Annotated in this window: 18 protein-coding genes; 9 read left to right on the top strand and 9 right to left on the bottom strand. The window is 69.7% G+C overall.

All coding sequences use genetic code 11. The features are described from left to right. Window positions 1-43 precede the first annotated feature (43 nt). Complete coding sequence (locus ACWESM_RS08080) at window positions 44-868, bottom strand: DUF3097 domain-containing protein (RefSeq protein ID WP_355070896.1); 825 nt, start codon at window positions 866-868, stop codon at window positions 44-46. A 130-nt stretch (window positions 869-998) separates the two neighbouring features. Here ACWESM_RS08080 and ACWESM_RS08085 point away from each other — a divergent pair, with 130 nt between their 5' ends. Continuing rightward, a complete protein-coding gene (locus tag ACWESM_RS08085; RefSeq protein WP_355070898.1) occupies window positions 999-1430 on the top strand; it encodes an NfeD family protein in 432 nt (143 codons plus the stop codon). Beyond that, window positions 1430-2695 carry an SPFH domain-containing protein gene (locus ACWESM_RS08090; RefSeq protein WP_364431162.1) on the top strand — a complete coding sequence of 422 codons (1266 nt, stop codon included), beginning with the start codon at window positions 1430-1432 and terminating at the stop codon, window positions 2693-2695. The genes ACWESM_RS08085 and ACWESM_RS08090 overlap by 1 nt, the downstream gene beginning before the upstream one ends. A gap of 68 nt (window positions 2696-2763) precedes the next feature. Here the strand turns inward: ACWESM_RS08090 and ACWESM_RS08095 are convergent, their stop codons facing one another. Next, window positions 2764-3606, bottom strand: coding sequence for an SGNH/GDSL hydrolase family protein (locus ACWESM_RS08095; RefSeq protein WP_397281470.1), 843 nt, complete (start codon window positions 3604-3606; stop codon window positions 2764-2766). Window positions 3607-3722: 116 nt separating this feature from the next. Here ACWESM_RS08095 and ACWESM_RS08100 point away from each other — a divergent pair, with 116 nt between their 5' ends. Beyond that, window positions 3723-4400, top strand: a complete 678-nt coding sequence (locus ACWESM_RS08100; RefSeq protein WP_355070904.1) for an O-methyltransferase — start codon at window positions 3723-3725, stop codon at window positions 4398-4400. A 1-nt stretch (window position 4401) separates the two neighbouring features. On the opposite strand, the gene ACWESM_RS08105 is transcribed toward ACWESM_RS08100, so the two are convergent. Both ACWESM_RS08105 and ACWESM_RS08110 read right to left on the bottom strand, forming a co-directional pair. After that, complete coding sequence (locus ACWESM_RS08105) at window positions 4402-5394, bottom strand: zinc-binding dehydrogenase (protein ID WP_452491161.1); 993 nt, start codon at window positions 5392-5394, stop codon at window positions 4402-4404. 46 nt (window positions 5395-5440) lie between these two features. Continuing rightward, window positions 5441-6115 carry a TetR/AcrR family transcriptional regulator gene (locus tag ACWESM_RS08110; RefSeq protein ID WP_364431151.1) on the bottom strand — a complete coding sequence of 225 codons (675 nt, stop codon included), beginning with the start codon at window positions 6113-6115 and terminating at the stop codon, window positions 5441-5443. A 60-nt stretch (window positions 6116-6175) separates the two neighbouring features. Between ACWESM_RS08110 and ACWESM_RS08115 the strand changes: the two genes are divergently transcribed. After that, entirely contained in the window at window positions 6176-7648 is a 1473-nt protein-coding gene (locus tag ACWESM_RS08115; protein ID WP_452491162.1) for an MFS transporter, read from the top strand. Window positions 7649-7663: 15 nt separating this feature from the next. Here the strand turns inward: ACWESM_RS08115 and ACWESM_RS08120 are convergent, their stop codons facing one another. Then, window positions 7664-8392, bottom strand: a complete 729-nt coding sequence (locus ACWESM_RS08120; protein ID WP_452491163.1) for a hypothetical protein — start codon at window positions 8390-8392, stop codon at window positions 7664-7666. Between the two features lie 181 nt (window positions 8393-8573). Between ACWESM_RS08120 and ACWESM_RS08125 the strand changes: the two genes are divergently transcribed. The 4 genes from ACWESM_RS08125 to ACWESM_RS08140 are packed head-to-tail and all read left to right on the top strand — an operon-like array spanning window position 8574 to window position 11001. Next, window positions 8574-8891, top strand: coding sequence for a hypothetical protein (locus tag ACWESM_RS08125; RefSeq protein WP_452491164.1), 318 nt, complete (start codon window positions 8574-8576; stop codon window positions 8889-8891). 9 nt (window positions 8892-8900) lie between these two features. Beyond that, window positions 8901-9566, top strand: coding sequence for an urease accessory protein UreF (locus tag ACWESM_RS08130; RefSeq protein ID WP_364431140.1), 666 nt, complete (start codon window positions 8901-8903; stop codon window positions 9564-9566). 25 nt (window positions 9567-9591) lie between these two features. Continuing rightward, a complete protein-coding gene (ureG, locus tag ACWESM_RS08135; protein WP_364431137.1) occupies window positions 9592-10311 on the top strand; it encodes an urease accessory protein UreG in 720 nt (239 codons plus the stop codon). A gap of 9 nt (window positions 10312-10320) precedes the next feature. Then, window positions 10321-11001, top strand: a complete 681-nt coding sequence (locus ACWESM_RS08140) for an urease accessory protein UreD (protein WP_397281459.1) — start codon at window positions 10321-10323, stop codon at window positions 10999-11001. Window positions 11002-11121: 120 nt separating this feature from the next. On the opposite strand, the gene ACWESM_RS08145 is transcribed toward ACWESM_RS08140, so the two are convergent. Both ACWESM_RS08145 and ACWESM_RS08150 read right to left on the bottom strand, forming a co-directional pair. Continuing rightward, window positions 11122-11940, bottom strand: coding sequence for a hypothetical protein (locus ACWESM_RS08145; protein WP_364431131.1), 819 nt, complete (start codon window positions 11938-11940; stop codon window positions 11122-11124). A gap of 152 nt (window positions 11941-12092) precedes the next feature. Next, the gene (locus ACWESM_RS08150; protein WP_355070924.1) at window positions 12093-13526 is read right to left on the bottom strand and encodes an NAD(P)/FAD-dependent oxidoreductase; all 1434 of its coding nucleotides are present in this window, start codon (window positions 13524-13526) and stop codon (window positions 12093-12095) included. A 228-nt stretch (window positions 13527-13754) separates the two neighbouring features. Here ACWESM_RS08150 and ACWESM_RS08155 point away from each other — a divergent pair, with 228 nt between their 5' ends. Continuing rightward, window positions 13755-15251 carry a cytochrome P450 gene (locus ACWESM_RS08155; RefSeq protein WP_397281456.1) on the top strand — a complete coding sequence of 499 codons (1497 nt, stop codon included), beginning with the start codon at window positions 13755-13757 and terminating at the stop codon, window positions 15249-15251. A gap of 12 nt (window positions 15252-15263) precedes the next feature. Here ACWESM_RS08155 and ACWESM_RS08160 read toward each other — a convergent pair whose 3' ends face one another. Then, a complete protein-coding gene (locus ACWESM_RS08160) occupies window positions 15264-16109 on the bottom strand; it encodes a tat pathway signal sequence (RefSeq protein ID WP_452491165.1) in 846 nt (281 codons plus the stop codon). Window positions 16110-16273: 164 nt separating this feature from the next. Beyond that, window positions 16274-16471, bottom strand: coding sequence for a hypothetical protein (locus tag ACWESM_RS08165; RefSeq protein ID WP_355070929.1), 198 nt, complete (start codon window positions 16469-16471; stop codon window positions 16274-16276). Between the last annotated feature and the right edge of the window lie 136 nt (window positions 16472-16607).

Consider the following 16607-nt stretch of genomic DNA (forward strand, 5'->3'; position numbering starts at 1 on the left):
ATACCGTCCGGCATCGGAGCGGAGCGCTCATCCTCCGCCGTCGCTAGTCCGGCTCGGTGACGAAATCTATGAGTCGCTCGACCGCGCCGATGAGTGGCGTCTCCAGGTCGCGGAAGGAGGACACCGCCTCGTACACCTTCCGCCAGCCGTCCTGCGGGGAGCCCCAGCGCAGGCGTCGGCAGACGCCGGTCTTCCAGTCCTCGTCGCGCGGCACCCGCGGCCACTCCGCGATGCCGAGGGTGGCCGGGCGCACGGCTTGCCAGACGTCGACGAACGGGTGCCCGGTCACCAGGACATGTGGCCCGAGGCCGGTGGTCAGCTGGGTCTCCTTCGATCCGGTCACCAGGTGGTCGACCAGCACGCCGACCCGCCTGCCCGGGCCCGGCCGGAAGTCCGCCAGCCGAGCGGCAAGATTGTCCAAGCCTTCCAACTGCTCGACGACGACGCCCTCGACGCGCAGATCGTGGCCCCACACCCGCTCGACCAGCGCGGCGTCGTGCACGCCCTCCACCCAGATCCGGCTGCCACGGGCGACCCGGGCGCGCAGGCCCTCCACCCTGGTGGAGCCGGAGGCCGAGCGGTTCGGCGTCTGCGGCGCGGCGGCCCGCGGCCGCACCAGCGTCACCGGCTCGCCGTCGATGAGGAACGCCGCCTCGCGCAGCGCGAACAGGCGCACCGTGCCGCGAGCGTCCTCCAGCTTCACGAACTCGCCGTCGTAGCTGCGATCGAATCCGACCACCGCGCCGCAGAATCCGGTGGCGGCATCCTCGACCACCAGGTCGCGTTCCGCGGTGACCGTCGGCACCGCCCTTTTCTTCGATCGAGGATGCCCGGAGAAGATGTCGCCATACCTGTCACGCCCGCTCACCTGCCTGAAGCTAGCACCGCCGCTGTGGCTTTCGGCGGACCAGGGGCACCGCGCGTCCACGCGTGGAATTCATCGGGAGTACTCGTCGATGATGCGCCCGAGATCATGATCCGCGCACTACAGTGGTCGTGTGGCCGCAATTTTTTGGCTGGTCGCGGGCATTCTGCTCGCGGCGGCGGAGATGCTCACCGGCGACCTCACCTTGCTGATGCTCGGTGTCGCCGCGCTGGGCACCGCGGGTGTCAGCGCGGCGGCGGATACCTCCGTCGTGGCCGACGCCGTCGTCTTCGCGGTGATCTCGGCGGTGCTGCTGCTCGGTGTGCGCCCGATCATCCGGCGTCGCTACGGAACTCCTCCGCCCACGCCGACGAACGTGGACGCCCTGCCGGGCAAGACCGCTCTGGTGCTCGAGCAGGTGGCGGCGCACTCCGGCCAGGTGAAACTGAATGGCGAGGTGTGGACCGCGCGGCCGATGGACACGACCGAAGTCTATGAACCGGGTACGACCGTTTATGTCATGAAGATCGACGGCGCGACCGCCGTCGTCTGGAAGGGGCCTTGATGGCTGTACTGATCGTTGCCGCCGTCCTCATCTTGCTGGTCGTGGTGGTGGTCTTCAAGTCGATCGCGCTGGTGCCGCAGGCCGAGGCCGCGGTGATCGAGCGGCTCGGGCGGTATTCGCGGACGGTTTCCGGCCAACTCACGTTCCTCGTGCCGTTCGCCGACCGCGTCCGCGCCAAGGTGGATCTGCGGGAGCGGGTGGTGTCGTTCCCGCCGCAGCCGGTGATCACCGAGGACAACCTCACCCTGCACATCGACACGGTGGTCTATTTCCAGGTGACCAGCCCGCAGGCGGCGGTGTACGAGATCAGCAACTACATCGCCGCTGTCGAGCAGTTGACCGTCACCACACTGCGTAACGTCGTCGGCGGCATGACGCTCGAACAGACTCTCACCTCACGCGACTCGATCAACGGCCAGCTGCGCGGCGTGCTGGACGAGGCGACCGGGCGCTGGGGACTGCGCGTCGCGCGGGTCGAGCTGAAGAGCATCGATCCGCCGCCGTCGATCCAGGAGTCGATGGAGAAGCAGATGAAGGCCGATCGCGAGAAGCGCGCCATGATCCTCACCGCGGAGGGACAGCGCGAATCGCAGATCAAGACGGCCGAGGGCTCGAAGCAGGCGCAGATCCTGTCCGCCGAGGGCGCCAAGCAGTCGGCGATCCTGTCGGCCGAAGGCGAACGGCAGAGCCGTATCCTGCGGGCACAAGGTGAGCGCGCCGCCTCCTACCTGCAGGCGCAAGGCCAGGCCAAGGCCATCGAAAAGGTCTTCGCCGCCATCAAATCCGGCAAGCCGACGCCGGAATTGCTTGCCTACCAGTACATGCAAACGCTGCCCATGGTCGCGCGCGGTGACGCCAACAAGGTGTGGCTGGTGCCGAGCGATTTCGGCAAGGCGCTGGAGGGGTTCGCGAAGAGCTTCGGCACGCAGGGCGAGGACGGTGTGTTCCGGTACGAGCCGCCCGCCTCCGACGGCGCGGAAGCAAAGCCCGAGGACGACTCCGATGTCGCGGACTGGTTCGACACCGCGCCCGACCCGACCATCGAGCGCGCCGTGCGCGCCGCCGAGGCCACGGCGCGGACCCCGGTCGAGGGGCTGACCCCGACACCGCCCCCGCCGGCGTTCGAACCTTCGCCGCACCAGCCGGTCATCCCTCCGCAGGAGGCTTTCCCGGCTCAGCAGCAGCCGCCGCAGCAACCTCCGGCCCAGCGCCCGGACGACCCGCACGGCCGTCCTTGGCAGCCGCCGGAGAACTTCACGAAATAACCTCGCGCCGGGCGCCGCCCCGGACTCCGCCCGAGTTCGGGGCGGTCGCGTCGGTGCGGCCGGATCACTCAGCCGGGCAGTCCGGCGGCGCGGATCGCCGGGACGACGACATCGGCGATGCCGCGCATGCCCTGCGGGTTGAGGTGGTAGGGCAGCAGCGTCTCGGTGGCGAGGACGGGCTCCATCCAGCGGACGCCGACGGGCGCGCACGCGTCGCGGCCCTCCGATGCGGCGCTGGTGTCCACGTAGATCGCGCCGTGCGCGGTGGCGACGCGGGACACCACGGAATTGAGATGATCGAAGGCGGCTTGGATGGGCGCGGCGTCGGACGGGCGGAGACCGACCAGCGCCGGGCAGCCGCCGTCGCGCACATAGCGCGGCCAGCCGTCGACGACGATCAGCGCGTGCGGCGCCCGGGCCGAGATCTGTTGCAATGCGGCCGCGTAAGGCGCCGCGATCGCATCGATGTCGACGTCCCAGTCCGGACCGGCGCAGGTACCGGCCCCGGAGAGGCCGTAGACGTGGCAGGCGACGATGTGTTCGGCCATCAACGCGTCGTTGGCGCCGATGTGCACGGTGACCAACCTGGTGGCGGGGCCGAGCGGATCGAACTGGGGCGGAATGCCCGGCTGCTGCGGGGCGGTGAGGTCCGCGATGAGGGCGGAGTTGCAGGTGCGGTCGTCGATCCGCAGGCCCAAGTCCCGGGCGACCAGTTGCGGTGTGTTCGCGGTCGAGCGAAGGCATCGGAACGGGGCCGAGATGTCGAAGTTCCGCACGCCCGTGGTGGCCGCCCCGGAATCGCCCACGGCGACGTATTCGGCCCCGCCGATGGGATCGGCCGCGGCGGGGGAGGCGGCGCCCAGGGCGATCAGACAGGCGGTGACCGCTGTGGCCCGCGCAAGATTCGTCATGTCGTTTCTGTCCGTCCATTCGTCGGCGCGCTCACGAAACATGTACGTCTCTCCGTGCCGAACGCTACTCGCCGGAGGCGTGCCCGCGGGTGGAATCGGGTGGCAGACTGCGAGGTATGACGACATCTGGATGGGCCGATGTGGACAGCTACCTGGTGGAGACACTGGTGGCGGATCCCGATTCCGACGCGGCGCTGGAGGCGAACAAGGCGGCCGGCCTGCCCGCGATCGACGTGTCACCGCCGCAGGGGAAGTTTCTCCATCTGCTGGCCAGGACGGTCGGAGCGCGACGCGTGCTGGAGATCGGCACGCTCGGCGGATACAGCACGATCTGGCTGGCCCGCGCGGTCGGCCCCAAGGGGCGGGTGGTCACGCTCGAGTTCGCCGCCCGGCACGCCGAGGTGGCGCGGGCGAATCTGGACCGTGCTGGCGTCGGCGACCGAGTGGAGATCCGGGTCGGCGCCGCGCTGGACAGCCTGCCCGTGCTCACGCAGGAGGATCCGGAACCGTTCGACTTGGTCTTCATCGACGCCGACAAGGTGAACAACGCGAATTACGTACTGTGGGCGCTGCGGCTGACCCGGCCGGGCTCGGTGATCATCGTCGACAACGTCGTGCGCGGCGGCACGATCGCCGACGAGCGGTCCGAGGACCCGAACGCGCAGGCCAGTCGCGAACTCGTCGAATTGCTCACCGCCGAACCGAGCCTGGACGCGACCGTGGTGCAGACCGTCGGTGCGAAGGGCTGGGACGGCTTCGCCTATGCCGTGGTGAACGGCGACAACGTGGAGTGAGTCAGGGCTCCAGCACCACTTTGCCGGTCGTCCCGCGCGTTTCCAGCGCGCGGTGCGCGACGGCCGCGTCGGCGAGCGCGAAGCGCTGGATGCCGGGTCGCAGCCGTCCGGCGATCGCCTCGGCCATGGCGAGGTTCTCCAGGACGCGCAGATCGCCGCCCGCGCGCGCCAGCATCGGCGGACCGATCACCGTCTCGGAGGTGATACCCCGTTCGGTGAGTTCTGCGGCGGAGAGCCGGACCGGCCCTTCGTCGTTCGATGTGCCGGACCAGCCATAGACCAGATGTTGGCCGCCCGGTGCGAGCAGATCGATTCCGGCGCGGGCGACCGCGCCGCCCACCGAGTCGAACAGCACGTGCGCCCCGCGGTCGCCGATTCGAACGCGGACCCGGTCCGGCCAATCCGGCAACAGATAGTCGACCGCCAGGTCGGCGCCATTGTGTCGCACCTGATCGACCTTCGCGGGGCCACCGGCCAACCCGATCACCGTGGCTCCGGCATTCTTCGCGAATTGCACCAGCAGCGTGCCGATGCCGCCCGCCGCGGCCGTCACCAGGACGACGCTGCCGGGCTTCAGTTCGGTGAACTGCAGGATGCCCATGGTCGTTCGCCCGGTGCCGATCATCGCCACCGCCTCCGCCGCATCGAGGTTCGCCGGAATCTCGTGCAGCCGGGCCGCGTCCGTCACGGCGAATTCGGCGTAACCGCCGGGCACCGGGCCGAGATGGGCCACCACCTGCGCGCCCAGCAGGCCCGCATCCACATCGGCGCCCACGCGGTCCACGGTGCCCGCGACTTCGCGCCCGGGGATGGTCGGCAACTGCGGCAAGGGAAACGGCCCGGGCTCGCCCTTGCGCAGGGCGGTATCGACCAGGTGCACACCGGCCGCCGCCACCGCGATGCGGACTTCGCCGGGGCCAGGCACCGGATCGGGAACGATTTCGTAGCGCAGGTTCTCGGCCGGGCCGAAAGCGTGGAGGCGGATGGCGTGCACGGTGGCTCCTGTTCGTTGGCGTCGCCGGTCAGCCTCCAGCATCAAGTTAGGTTGAGGTCAACCGGTCGCGCCGGGCCGCCCTGGCCTGGAAGCCGTCGCAGAGCGCGTCGAGCCCGTCGTAGAGCAGCTCCTCCTGGGTCAGATCGCGTACACCGCTGCCGGCGAGATCGGCCAACGCGGAGGGGACCGGTCCCTCTGCTGTGCCGTGCAGCAGCGTCCGCAGCCCGTTGTCGCCCGCGGGATCCATGCCTTTGCGCGCCATCAGCTCGGCGCTGATCTCGGGCAGCGTCGCGCCGGAGATGTAGTTCCAGACGGTGAAGGACATGCCGGTCGCCTCGCGGGTGGACACGCCGAGTTCCAGGAACCCGTCGACCAACCAGGCCAGGCAGGCCAAGCTCTGCGGCCCGAAGCTGTAGCGCGGAGTGGCGAAGGTGAGCAGCACCCACGGATGTTGCCGGTACAGGGCCCAGTCGACCTCGGCGGCGATGCGGACCCGGTCGCGCCAGGTCCACCGCTGTCCCTCGGGGGAGGGGTACGGGTTGCGCCGGGCCACTTCGTCGGTCATCAGCGCGAGCAGTTCGTCTTTGTTCGCGACGTGGCGATATAGCGACATGGCTCCCACCCCGAGCCGATCGGCGATGCGCCGCATGGACAGCGCGTCCAAGCCTTCGGTGTCGGCGAGCTCGATCGCGGTGTCGATGATGGCGGCGCGGTGCAGCATGCGTACACTGTACCCGGGATCATGCGTACGACGTACGCGTCATGGAGAGGATGTTCGGTGATGACAGACGTGCAGCCGGTCCGGACCGAGCCGGCCACGACGGGCTCGCGGCGGGCGTGGCTGGGCTTGGCGGTCCTGCTGCTGCCGGTGCTGCTGGTTTCGATGGACATCTCGGTGCTGTTCCTCGCGCTGCCGACACTGACCCTCGATCTGGATCCGTCCGCGGACCAGCAACTGTGGATTCTGGACATCTACGGCTTCCTGATCGCGGGCCTGCTGATCACCATGGGCAATCTCGGCGACCGGATCGGGCGGCGCAACATCTTGCTGACCGGCGCCGTGGTCTTCGGCATCGCGTCGGTGATCGCGGCGTTCGCGCCCAGCGCGGGCGTGCTGATCGCCGCGCGGGCGCTGATGGGCATCGGCGGCGCGACGTTGCTGCCGTCCAGCCTGGCGCTGATCTCGAGCCTGTTCCCGGACGCGCGGGAGCGAGCGGCCGCGATCGGCGTCTGGACGGCGTTCTTCGCGGGCGGCTCTGCTGTCGGACCGATCATCGGTGGCGTGCTGCTGCACCAGTTCTGGTGGGGTTCGGTGTTCCTCATCAACATCCCGGTGCTGCTGGTCCTGCTCGCGTTCGGCCCGTTCGTGCTGCCGGAGCATCGGGCGGGAGTGCGGGGACCGCTGGATCTGCCGAGTGTCGTCCTGTCGATCGGCGGCATCCTGCCGGTGGTGTACGGGATCAAACACGCCGCCACCAAGGGCATCGATGCGCACGCGATCGTCGTCGCGCTGGTCGGCGCGGTGATCCTGACCGTTTTCGTGCGCAGGCAGCGACAGCTGCGTGAGCCCCTGCTCGATCTGCGGCTGTTCGCCAGGCCCCAGTTCTCGGTGGCGATCGGCGCCAGCCTGACCGGCATGATGTCGCTGGCCGGCCTCAGCTATCTGACCAGCGTCTATCTGCAATCGGTGACCGGGCGCACGCCGCTGGCGGCGGCGCTGCTCGGCATCCCCATGGCGATCGCGGTCTTCGTCTGCTCGGTGGGCGGCGCCCGGGTCGGGCATCGCTTCGGCGCCCGCGCGACCTTCGTGTTTGCCTTGCTCGCCTCCGCGGCGGGCAACCTGATGCTGCTCGGTGTCGGCGCGCACGACGGACTCGGCTGGTACCTCGCCGGTTCCACGATCGCCGGAATCGGCTACGGTCTGGCCTTCACGCTGGTGTCGGAGGTCTCGGTGTCCTCGGTGCCGCCGGAGCGGGCCGGGTCGGCGGTAGGTATCTCGGAAACCAGCTTCGAACTCGGCAACGCGCTGGGTCTCGCGCTGCTCGGTTCGCTCGCGGCGCTCATCTTCCGGTCCGGGGGCGACTACGCGGCGACGCTCGGCGAGACCATCCAGCAGGCCGGCGGGAACGCGGCGCTGATCGAGGCGGCGCGCGGATCCTTCGTCGACGGCATGCACGTCGCGGTGGCCGTCGGCGCGACGGTGCTCACGGCGATGGCGCTGATCGCCCGCTTCGCCGCTCCACGTTCGCGCTGAGTTGTGCGGCCGGGATCAGTGGCCGAAGACGGAAGTCATGATCTCGGCCGCCCAGCGGTTCATCGGCCGGACGATCGTGCCGTGCACCCAGCGGACCGGGCGCACCACCACAGCGAGCCAGACGACGGCGAAGGCGGCGAACACCGGGCGCAGCACGTAGCGGTACAGCGCGCGGCACGGCAGCACCACGAGCACACCCACGATGAGCGTGGCCACACGCCACCCGTAGCGCGCGGTCACGCGCACCGCTTTCCAGAGCGGGTGCAGCACCCAACGCCACAATTGCGACAGGGGCCAGACGATCAGCCACTTGACGGTCTGGTGGCAGACCCAGGCGATGGCATACGCGATCGGATACACGACCCAGCGCAGCAACCAGGCCCCAGCGGGACGAATCACTTTGCGCCACAGGAAGATCTCCACCGCACGCCGCAGTGGTCGCAACAGGTGTTCCAGCAGGAGCGACAGCAGCGGCGTGAGCACCGAGCCCCACAGCAGATGCTGCACCACCCAGCCCCACAGGAAATCCTTCACGACGATCCACGCGGGCCGCAGCACCCAGTGCCGGATCAGCTCGGCCGCCGGGACCAGCAGATGTCGCGCGATGTACCCGAGCGCCGCCGCCGTGGCGCGGCACAGAAGCAGAACGCCCTCCCACAGCAGACGGATCGGAACCAGCACCACGATCGCGATCGCGCGCGCGATCCACTGTGCGGCAGATACTCGCGTGTCCGGCGTCGACACCTCGCCCCCTCGGTAGATGCACCGGGCGTAGCCCTGGTGAAGAATTCTGTGCGCCCGCAACATTCGAACACATGATCGCCGCCAGGTGCGTGAGTAGAAATGCTCGAGTCGCGCACCGGCGCGCCTCCCACGAGCCGAATACCGCTCGTGAGTGGTCACGCCCACGACGAGCCGGTGCGTCATGAGGGAGGAATTCATCGCCGCCGCTCGCGCCAGGGCGCACGGACTCGCCGCACCGCGCGCGACGCTGGCCACCCAGTCCACCATCGCGATCGGCGGGCACTGCTGGCTCAGCTCGGCATACTGGACGATGACCCTAGGCGACGCGCCCACCCTCGACCTCTACAGCGATTTCCCGGTCCTGCGCGCCGAGGGTGAGCTGAGCATCGCCGCCTACCTCGGCCGCCAAGACCTGCCGCGGCTCGTGCGGGACATGTCCGGCGCGGACCGGAACCTCCGCGAAACGACCGGGACATCCATCCGACACGCCGGGACATAGGATCGACGGATGCGCGAACCCGCTGCGATCGGTCCGGCCGCGTCCGGTCTCACGATGGTGCTCGCGCTCGCCGACTCACGGTTGCCGATCGGCGGCCACGTGCACTCCGGCGGTGTGGAAGAAGCCGTCGCGTCCGGCTTGGTTCGCGACGTCGTGACGGTCGAGCTGTATCTGCGCCGCCGCATCCGGACCTCGGGGCTGGTCACCGCGTCGCTGGCCGCGGCGGTCTGCGCGGGCGAACTGGATCCGGCGCGGGCCGAAGCGGAAGCCGACGCGCGCACGCCCGCACCCGCGGCGCGGGCCGCGTCCCGTGCCCAGGGCCGCGGTCTGTTGCGCCTGGCGAAACAGCTGTGGCCCCGGCACGATTGGTCGCCGCTCGCCACGACACCGCATCTGTCCACGGTCTTCGGAATGGTCGGCGCGGCCGCCGCGGTGCCGCCCCGGGAGATCGCCGGTGTGGTCGTCTACACGACCCTCACCGGCGCCGCCACCGCGGCCCAGCGTCTGCTGGCTCTGGACCCCGCCGCGATCGCCGCGTGCACGGTCCGGCTGGCCGACCTGTGCGATCGCGTCGCCGCCGAGGCCGTGACCGGTCTCGCCGCGATGTCGGACCCGCTGCAGGACGTGCTCGCCGAGCGGCATCGGCAGCGGGACATGCCCCTGTTCGCGAGTTGACGCCCCGGAAGAAGGAGACCGCCCCATGCCCCCGCATCTGATCGACGGTGAGCCGCACGACCACGGGCACGAGCGGCCGAAACGGGCCCGCACGCCCGGGGAGGCGCTGCGCATCGGCATCGGCGGCCCGGTCGGTTCGGGCAAGACCGCACTGGTGGCCGCGCTGTGCAGGCAGTTGCGCGACGAGCTGTCGCTGGCGGTACTGACCAACGACATCTACACCACCGAGGACGCCGACTTCCTGCGCAGGCACGCGGTCCTGCCGGACGAGCGGATCACCGCCGTGCAGACCGGCGGCTGCCCGCACACCGCCATTCGCGACGACATCACCGCCAATCTCGACGCGATCGACGATCTGGTCGCCGCCAATCCGCCGCTGGACCTCATCCTGGTGGAATCCGGCGGCGACAATCTGACCGCGACGTTCTCCTCCGGCCTGATCGACGTGCAGATCTTCGTGGTGGACGTGGCGGGTGGCGACAAAGTGCCGCGCAAAGGCGGTCCCGGCGTGACGTTCTCGGATCTGCTTGTGGTCAACAAGACCGATCTGGCGCCGTTGGTCGGCGCGGACCTCGGTGTGATGGAGCGTGATGCGGCGCGGGTGCGTGCGGACCGGCCGACAGTGCTCGTCTCGCTCACCGAGGATCCCGCGGCGACGCCGGTGCTGGCCTGGGTACGCGAGCAATTGCGCGCGGTCGCCGAGCAGGACCGGGCGGGCGCCGGCGAATCCGCCGCCGCGCACTGAGTGTCGCCGGTGCGCACGCAGCTACGCCTCGTCGCTCGCCCAGGGACGCTTCCGGAGATTCATGCCAGCGGCGGGTTGTCGGCCCGCCGCACCGGACCGCGTGCGGTCCATCTGATCGGCACCGCCGCCACGCCGCTGGGCGGCGACGAACTCGACATCGTGATCGTGGTCGCGCCGGGTGCCGAACTGGTGGTCCGCTCGGTCGCGGCGACACTGGCACTGCCGGGCGCGGCGACGCCGCAATCGTGCGGACGCTGGCAGCTCGAGGTCGGTAGTGGGGGAGTATTGGATTTCGATCCCGAACCGATGATCGTCGCGGGCGGTGCGCGGCACCACACCGTCACCACGATCCGGCTGGATTCCGGAGCCCGGCTGCGAATGCGCGAACGCGTCCAGATCGGCCGCGCGGGCGAGGACGGCGGCATATGGCGCGGTGACCTGATCGCCGATGTCGACGACACGCCTCTGCTGCGCCACCGGCTGGCGCTGGGCGCGGACACAGCGGCCGATGACGCGCTGTCCGCGCCTCGCGCCCTGGAGAGCGAACTCGTCTATCCGGGCGAATGTGTCGCGGCGACAACGGGTTTGACGCAGACTCGGCTGCCGCTGGCGGCGGGTGGCAGTTTGTTCACCCGCACCGGGGCGCTGTTGGGCGTCTCCGGGGTGGAGCATGCCGAGCCGCGGCGCTGATCAATCGTTTCGTTCGACACAGGTGTAATCCGGCTGAGAGCTGGAGATAGAAAGGGTGGGAGCCCGACAGCGTCGTCGGGTTCCCACCTTTCCGGCTCGCTCCTCGGAAGCCCCATCCGATCAGCCGTTGGCCGTCTCCGGGGCCGTGTCTCCGGCCTCCGGAGCTGTGTCGGTGGCTTCCGAAGCCGGGGCGGTGTTCTCCGGGGCCGGATCGACCGCCTCCGGCGCGCCCTGCGCCCGGGGAGGTGCGCTCAGCGCGTGCACCGCACCGAGTCCCGCGCCGATCCCCGCACCGATGGCAGCCAACGGGGCGGCCATCAGGGCCGCGCCGTAAGCGGCCCCGATCGGGCCCGCGGCGAGACCGATCGGCGCGAACGGCAGACCGATGGCCAGGGCGAGACCTCCGCCGACGGCCGCTCCGAACAGCGCGAACGGACTCGCGAACGCGGCGCCCGCCGCGGCGCCGATGGCGGCGGCGCCCACGGTCTGGCCCGCCACCCGATCGGACCTCGTGCGTTCCATCCCGATCGAGTCGAGGTACGTCGCGATATTCGCCTCGGCCATCGCGGCGCCGTCGTTGAGCTGGATCGCCTGCTCCCGGTAGAGCCAATCCGGTGCGTCGACCTGCACGTCTCCGAAGCGGAGCTTGTGCGGCGGCGGCGCGATCGGCGGCACCGGCGCGACGGGAACGGGGCCGTGCAGCCCTTCCAGCGGGGCCAGATACTTCGGATTCGGCAACGGACGCGCCCACTGCAACGAACTCAGCGTGTCGTCCGGAATCCGCACACCTTCGTACGGGCGCACGTTCGGCGCCTCGGCCGCGGGCCACTGGGCCGGCTGATCGGTGGGATCCGTCCGGGTCACCGGAACGGGCCGATCGGGTGCCGCGTTCGCGGTGCCGGTTCCCACCAGCGCGAGAACGAGAGGAACCGTTCCCATGGCGACGAGAGGACCCAACTTCGCCCGGTGCGGTTTGGGTGCTCGGTGCTTGCCTGTGCCCATAGATCACCTTTCATCCGAAGGAGACGTCGACGCCCCACATTCGGATCTGCCGGTGACCTGGATTGGTCGAACGCGCTATTACGGCGGGATCAGCCGGCTTTCGCGTCGGTATGCGCCTTGTCCACCGCGACCCGGCTGTTGGTGGAAGCGCCGAGAGCGGCGGCCAGTTGTTCGGCGTCCTCGTCGTCGCCGTTGCTGATCGCCTCCAAGGCCAATCGTGCGAACACCCACTGCTCGGTGGCCGCCATCTGTCCGCGGCTGCGGCCGAGGAAGGTGACGAACCACTGGATGACGGTGATGATCCGGCTGCGGTAGCCGACCAGGTAGTACAGGTGCAGCGCCAGCCAGGCCAGCCACGCGATGAACCCGCCGAACTCCAGCTTCCCCACCTGGCAGACGGCGCTGAATCGCGAGATCGTGGCCATGCTGCCCTTGTTGAAGTACTTGAACGGCTTGCGCTCCTGCGGCGTCTGGCCTTTCAGCCCCGCGGTGATCTGCCGGGCGGCGTAAGTCGCGCCCTGGATCGCGCCCTGCGCCTGCCCCGGCACGTTCGGCACCGACATCAGATCGCCGACCACGAAGACGTTCGGGTGGCCCTTGACGGTGAGGTCCGGCTCGACCACGACCCGGCCCGCACGGTCGACCTCCGTGCCGTCGGACTGGTCGGCGATCAGCTTGCCCAGCGGGCTGGCCTGCACGCCCGCCGACCACACCTTGCACGCCGACTCGATGCGGCGGATCGTGCCGTCGGAGTCCTTCACCGTGACGCCGAACGCGTCGACATCGATCACCATGGCGTTGAGCTGGATCTCCACGCCCATCTTCTCCAGGCGCCGCTCGGCCTTGCCGCCCAGCTTCGGGCCCATCGGGCCGAGCACCGCGCCCGCGCCCTCGATCAGCACCACCCGCGCGTCGCGCGGATCGATGTTGTGGAAGGTGCCCTCCAGCGTGCGGTCGGACAGCTCGGCGATCTGTCCGGCCAGCTCGACGCCGGTCGGGCCCGCGCCGACGATGACGAAGGTCAGCAGCCGGTCGCGCTCCTCCTGGGTGGTCGCGAGCTCGGCCTGCTCGAAGGCGCCGAGGATCCGGCCACGTAGCTCGAGCGCGTCATCGATCGTCTTCATGCCCGGCGCGTAGGTGGCGAACCGGTCGTTGCCGAAGTAGGACTGCTGCGCGCCGGTCGCGACGATCAGGCTGTCGAAGGGGGTGACGGTGTCCTGGTCGAGCAGGCGCGAGGTGACCGTCTTGGCGGTCAGGTCGATGTCGGTGACCTCGCCGAGCAGCACCTGCGCGTTCTTCTGCTTGCGCAGCACCAGCCGCGTGGCGGGCGCGATCTCGCCGACCGAGAGGATGCCGGTGGCGACCTGGTAGAGCAGCGGCTGGAACAGGTGGGTCGAGGTCTTCGAGATCAGCGTGATGTCGACGTCGGCGCGCTTGAGGTGCTTGGTGCCGAACAGGCCGCCGAAGCCCGAGCCGATCACCACCACCCGGTGCCGGCCGTTCTCGACAGTCTGAGTGCTCATCGTCCTGCTCCTCGATGGACCTGGGGGTCGTCCCCGGCGGGGGTTCCTGACAGCTAAACCGTAGCCGTCGAGTCGGGCACCGTCACGACGAGATGTCCGTTCCTGGCGTGTTGCGGTGCGATATCTCACTGCCGCCGGGCCGGGGCGGGGAGGATCGTCGCGACCGAACCGGCCGAGCGGGCGAGGTCGAGAGCCTACGATGGTAACTGTCGCTCAGGGAGGATTGCCATGGTCGCCGGTGACCGTGCGATCGGCCGGAAGCCCAGCGTGCGGGCCGATTCGGAGAACATCGCGCTGATCGAGGTACCGCACGGCCATCTGATCGATCGGGCGCTGGGATTGTTGCCGGAACGGCGCCAAGTGCTGGCCACCCCGCCGCGGGGCAGCGACACCGTCGCGGTGCGCGGCGATGCCGGGCTGCCCTACCTGGGCCGGGCGTTGCACTACATGCGCTGGGGCCCGGCCGAGATGATGGAGCGTTACCGCAGGTACGGACCCGTCTCGCTGAACACATCGCTCGGTGTCGACCGGGTGCTGGTCGCGGGACCGGACGCACTCGACGAAGTACTCGGGCACCGGCGCCGTGACTTCGGCCAGGGCTGGGACTACTTCATCGGCCCGTTCTTCCGGCGCGGCTTGCTGCTGCTGGAATTCGACGAGCACAAATTCCACCGCAAGATCATGCAGCAGGCGTTCACCAGGGACCGGCTGGAAGCGCACCTGGCGGCGCTGACGCCGGTGGCGCGGGAGTACATCGCACGCTGGGTGCCGGTAGGGCGCGACGCCGAACGCACGGTGCGGCTGTATCCGGCGATCAAGGAGCTGACCCTCGAGATCGCCGGCGAGACGTTCATGGCAGTCGATGTCGGCCCGCGGCGCGGCCAGCTCATCAACGCGTTCGTCGACTGCACGCACGCGGGGCTGGCGATCATCCGGCATTCGGTGCCGGGCGGCAACTGGCGGGCCGGGCTGCGCGGCAGGAGAGTGCTCGAGGACTACTTCACCGCGATGCTGCCGGAGAAGCGCCGCGTCGAGACGGCGGACTTCTTCTCCGGGTTGTGCCACGCGCGCAGCGAGGACGGCGGCGTCTTCGGTGACGCCGACGTGGTGAACCACATGATCTTCCTGATCATGGCGGCGCACGACACCACGACGACGACCGCCACCGCCGTCGCGTACTACCTGGGCAAGCACCCGGAGTGGCAGCAGCGGGTGCGCGCCGAGGTGCTCGACATGGACGCGCGCCTCGGCGACGGGCCGCCCGCCATCGCGGACCTGGAGGCGCTGCACGATCTGGATCTGGTGGTCCGGGAAAGCCTACGGCTGATGCCGCCGGTTCCTGGACTGTCGCGCCGCGCCGTGCGTGACACCGAGATCGCAGGCCACTACATTCCGGCCGGCGCCCCGGTGGACCTCGCCTACCAGGTGAATCACTTGCTGCCCGAACTGTGGACCCACCCCGAACGCTTCGATCCGGAGCGATTCGGCGAACAGCGGCGCGAGGACAAGTCGCACCGCCTCGCGTGGATGCCGTTCGGAGCGGGCGCGCACAAGTGCATCGGGATGCACTTCGGCACGTTCGAGGTGAAGACGGTGACCGCCGCCCTGGTGCGTGCATACGAGTGGCGGATCCCCGAGAAATACCGCATGCCCTGGGGATTCACCACGATTCCCTTCCCCAGGGACGGTGCGCCGATGACGTTGCGCAGGCGCGCGGCCGCCTGAGCGGCCGGGCGGTCAGCGGCCCGCGAGCAGGATCTCCGCGAGCTTGGTGTCGGTCTCGGCGCCTTCGGTGTAGCCGCCCGCGTCACCCAGCGAACTCATGATGGCCAGGGTGTAGCGCTCGCCCGGTCCCGCGAAGCCGACCGAGTTGACCACCCAGCCGCCCTGTTCGGCCGACCAGCCGTTCTTCAGTCCGGGACGCATGCTCGCGCCCGCGCCCCACACGCCCCAGTGCTGGTTGGAGTCCACCGCGCGCATCCGGTCGACGAGGTAGTTGCGGTCGTCGGGGTGCATGCGGTTGAGGACGTTGTCCATCAGGCGGTCGAGGTCGGCGGCCGTGCACTTCTGGAACGACCAGTCCGGGAACAGCGCGGTATTGGTCGGCTGGGGAACCAGCGAAGTCATCCCGTTGGCGCGGAAGGCGTTGTTGAACGCCATCCGGTCGATGCCCGAGTACTTGGTCCAGAGCAGGTCGGCGGCGCCGTCGTTCGAGGTCGCGAGCATGCCCTCCATCAGACCGCGGTCCTCGGGAGTCAGGTTGATGGCGCCGACCCGCGCCCGGTTGAGCAGGTCCGCGGCGATCGCGAGCTTGATCGTGGAAGCGGTCCAGACCGCGTTCTCGGCGTTGGCGTTGCCGTAGACCCCGCCGGACACCCGGTCGCGCAGGACGTAGCCGGTGACACCGGGACGGTTGTTGAGGTAGGCGTCGGCCTTCGCGATGCGGCTGCTCAGATCGCAGTCGAAGCCGGGCAGGCAGCCCTGCGTGTGCGCGAGTGGCACCGCGCCCGCGGTCGGGAGCGCGGCGGGCAGGCTCGGAGCGATGATCGCCGCTGCGGCGAGGACACAGGCGGAAGCGGCCACGCGGGGAACGGTTCGGGTGGCGGGGGACGGATAACGCACGAGGGATGACGATCGCACATCGCGGGTCCGGACGCACGTCTTGAGCTCGGATCCAGGGTGTGCTAGCGCCCGTTCCGGCTGCTTGCGCCGCAGTGGAATTCGATCGTCACCGCCGGCCGGACACGTCAGCGGAAGGCGGCGCGCAGTTCCTCGACGGTGCGTCCGTTGAGCCGGTAGCAGTGCTCGAAGGCCTCGGTGTGCCGGTCCCTCGGCCAGGAATGCAGGACTACGGTGCGACCGTAGTGGCGCGAGTTGATCAGGTCCCAGCGGTCACCGATCCGGCGGACCGTGAATCCGCCTTTCGGAAGCAGGGGAATCACCATCGCATCCATAGAACGCGAACCAGCCTTTCGGTGCAGCTCTCTCGTTCCGCCCCGGTGCAAGCTCTCCTCCCCGGTGCAGCACTGTCGCACATCGCCGCGGCGGCGCCCGCGTGACACGTCGGAGTAATCCGTTCTG

The sequence above is a fragment of the Nocardia sp. NPDC003999 genome (assembly GCF_053604885.1).

What these genes read in the sequence shown, in the direction of transcription:
- ACWESM_RS08090 (WP_364431162.1), top strand. Translation starts at nt 1,430, where the DNA reads ATGGCTGTACTGATCGTTGCCGCCGTCCTCATCTTGCTGGTCGTGGTG.
- ACWESM_RS08095 (WP_397281470.1), bottom strand. Translation starts at nt 3,606, where the DNA reads ATGACGAATCTTGCGCGGGCCACAGCGGTCACCGCCTGTCTGATCGCC.
- ACWESM_RS08100 (WP_355070904.1), top strand. Translation starts at nt 3,723, where the DNA reads ATGACGACATCTGGATGGGCCGATGTGGACAGCTACCTGGTGGAGACA.
- ACWESM_RS08110 (WP_364431151.1), bottom strand. Translation starts at nt 6,115, where the DNA reads ATGCTGCACCGCGCCGCCATCATCGACACCGCGATCGAGCTCGCCGAC.
- ACWESM_RS08115 (WP_452491162.1), top strand. Translation starts at nt 6,176, where the DNA reads ATGACAGACGTGCAGCCGGTCCGGACCGAGCCGGCCACGACGGGCTCG.
- ACWESM_RS08125 (WP_452491164.1), top strand. Translation starts at nt 8,574, where the DNA reads ATGAGGGAGGAATTCATCGCCGCCGCTCGCGCCAGGGCGCACGGACTC.
- ACWESM_RS08130 (WP_364431140.1), top strand. Translation starts at nt 8,901, where the DNA reads ATGCGCGAACCCGCTGCGATCGGTCCGGCCGCGTCCGGTCTCACGATG.
- ureG (WP_364431137.1), top strand. Translation starts at nt 9,592, where the DNA reads ATGCCCCCGCATCTGATCGACGGTGAGCCGCACGACCACGGGCACGAG.
- ACWESM_RS08145 (WP_364431131.1), bottom strand. Translation starts at nt 11,940, where the DNA reads ATGGGAACGGTTCCTCTCGTTCTCGCGCTGGTGGGAACCGGCACCGCG.
- ACWESM_RS08150 (WP_355070924.1), bottom strand. Translation starts at nt 13,526, where the DNA reads ATGAGCACTCAGACTGTCGAGAACGGCCGGCACCGGGTGGTGGTGATC.
- ACWESM_RS08155 (WP_397281456.1), top strand. Translation starts at nt 13,755, where the DNA reads ATGGTCGCCGGTGACCGTGCGATCGGCCGGAAGCCCAGCGTGCGGGCC.
- ACWESM_RS08165 (WP_355070929.1), bottom strand. Translation starts at nt 16,471, where the DNA reads ATGGTGATTCCCCTGCTTCCGAAAGGCGGATTCACGGTCCGCCGGATC.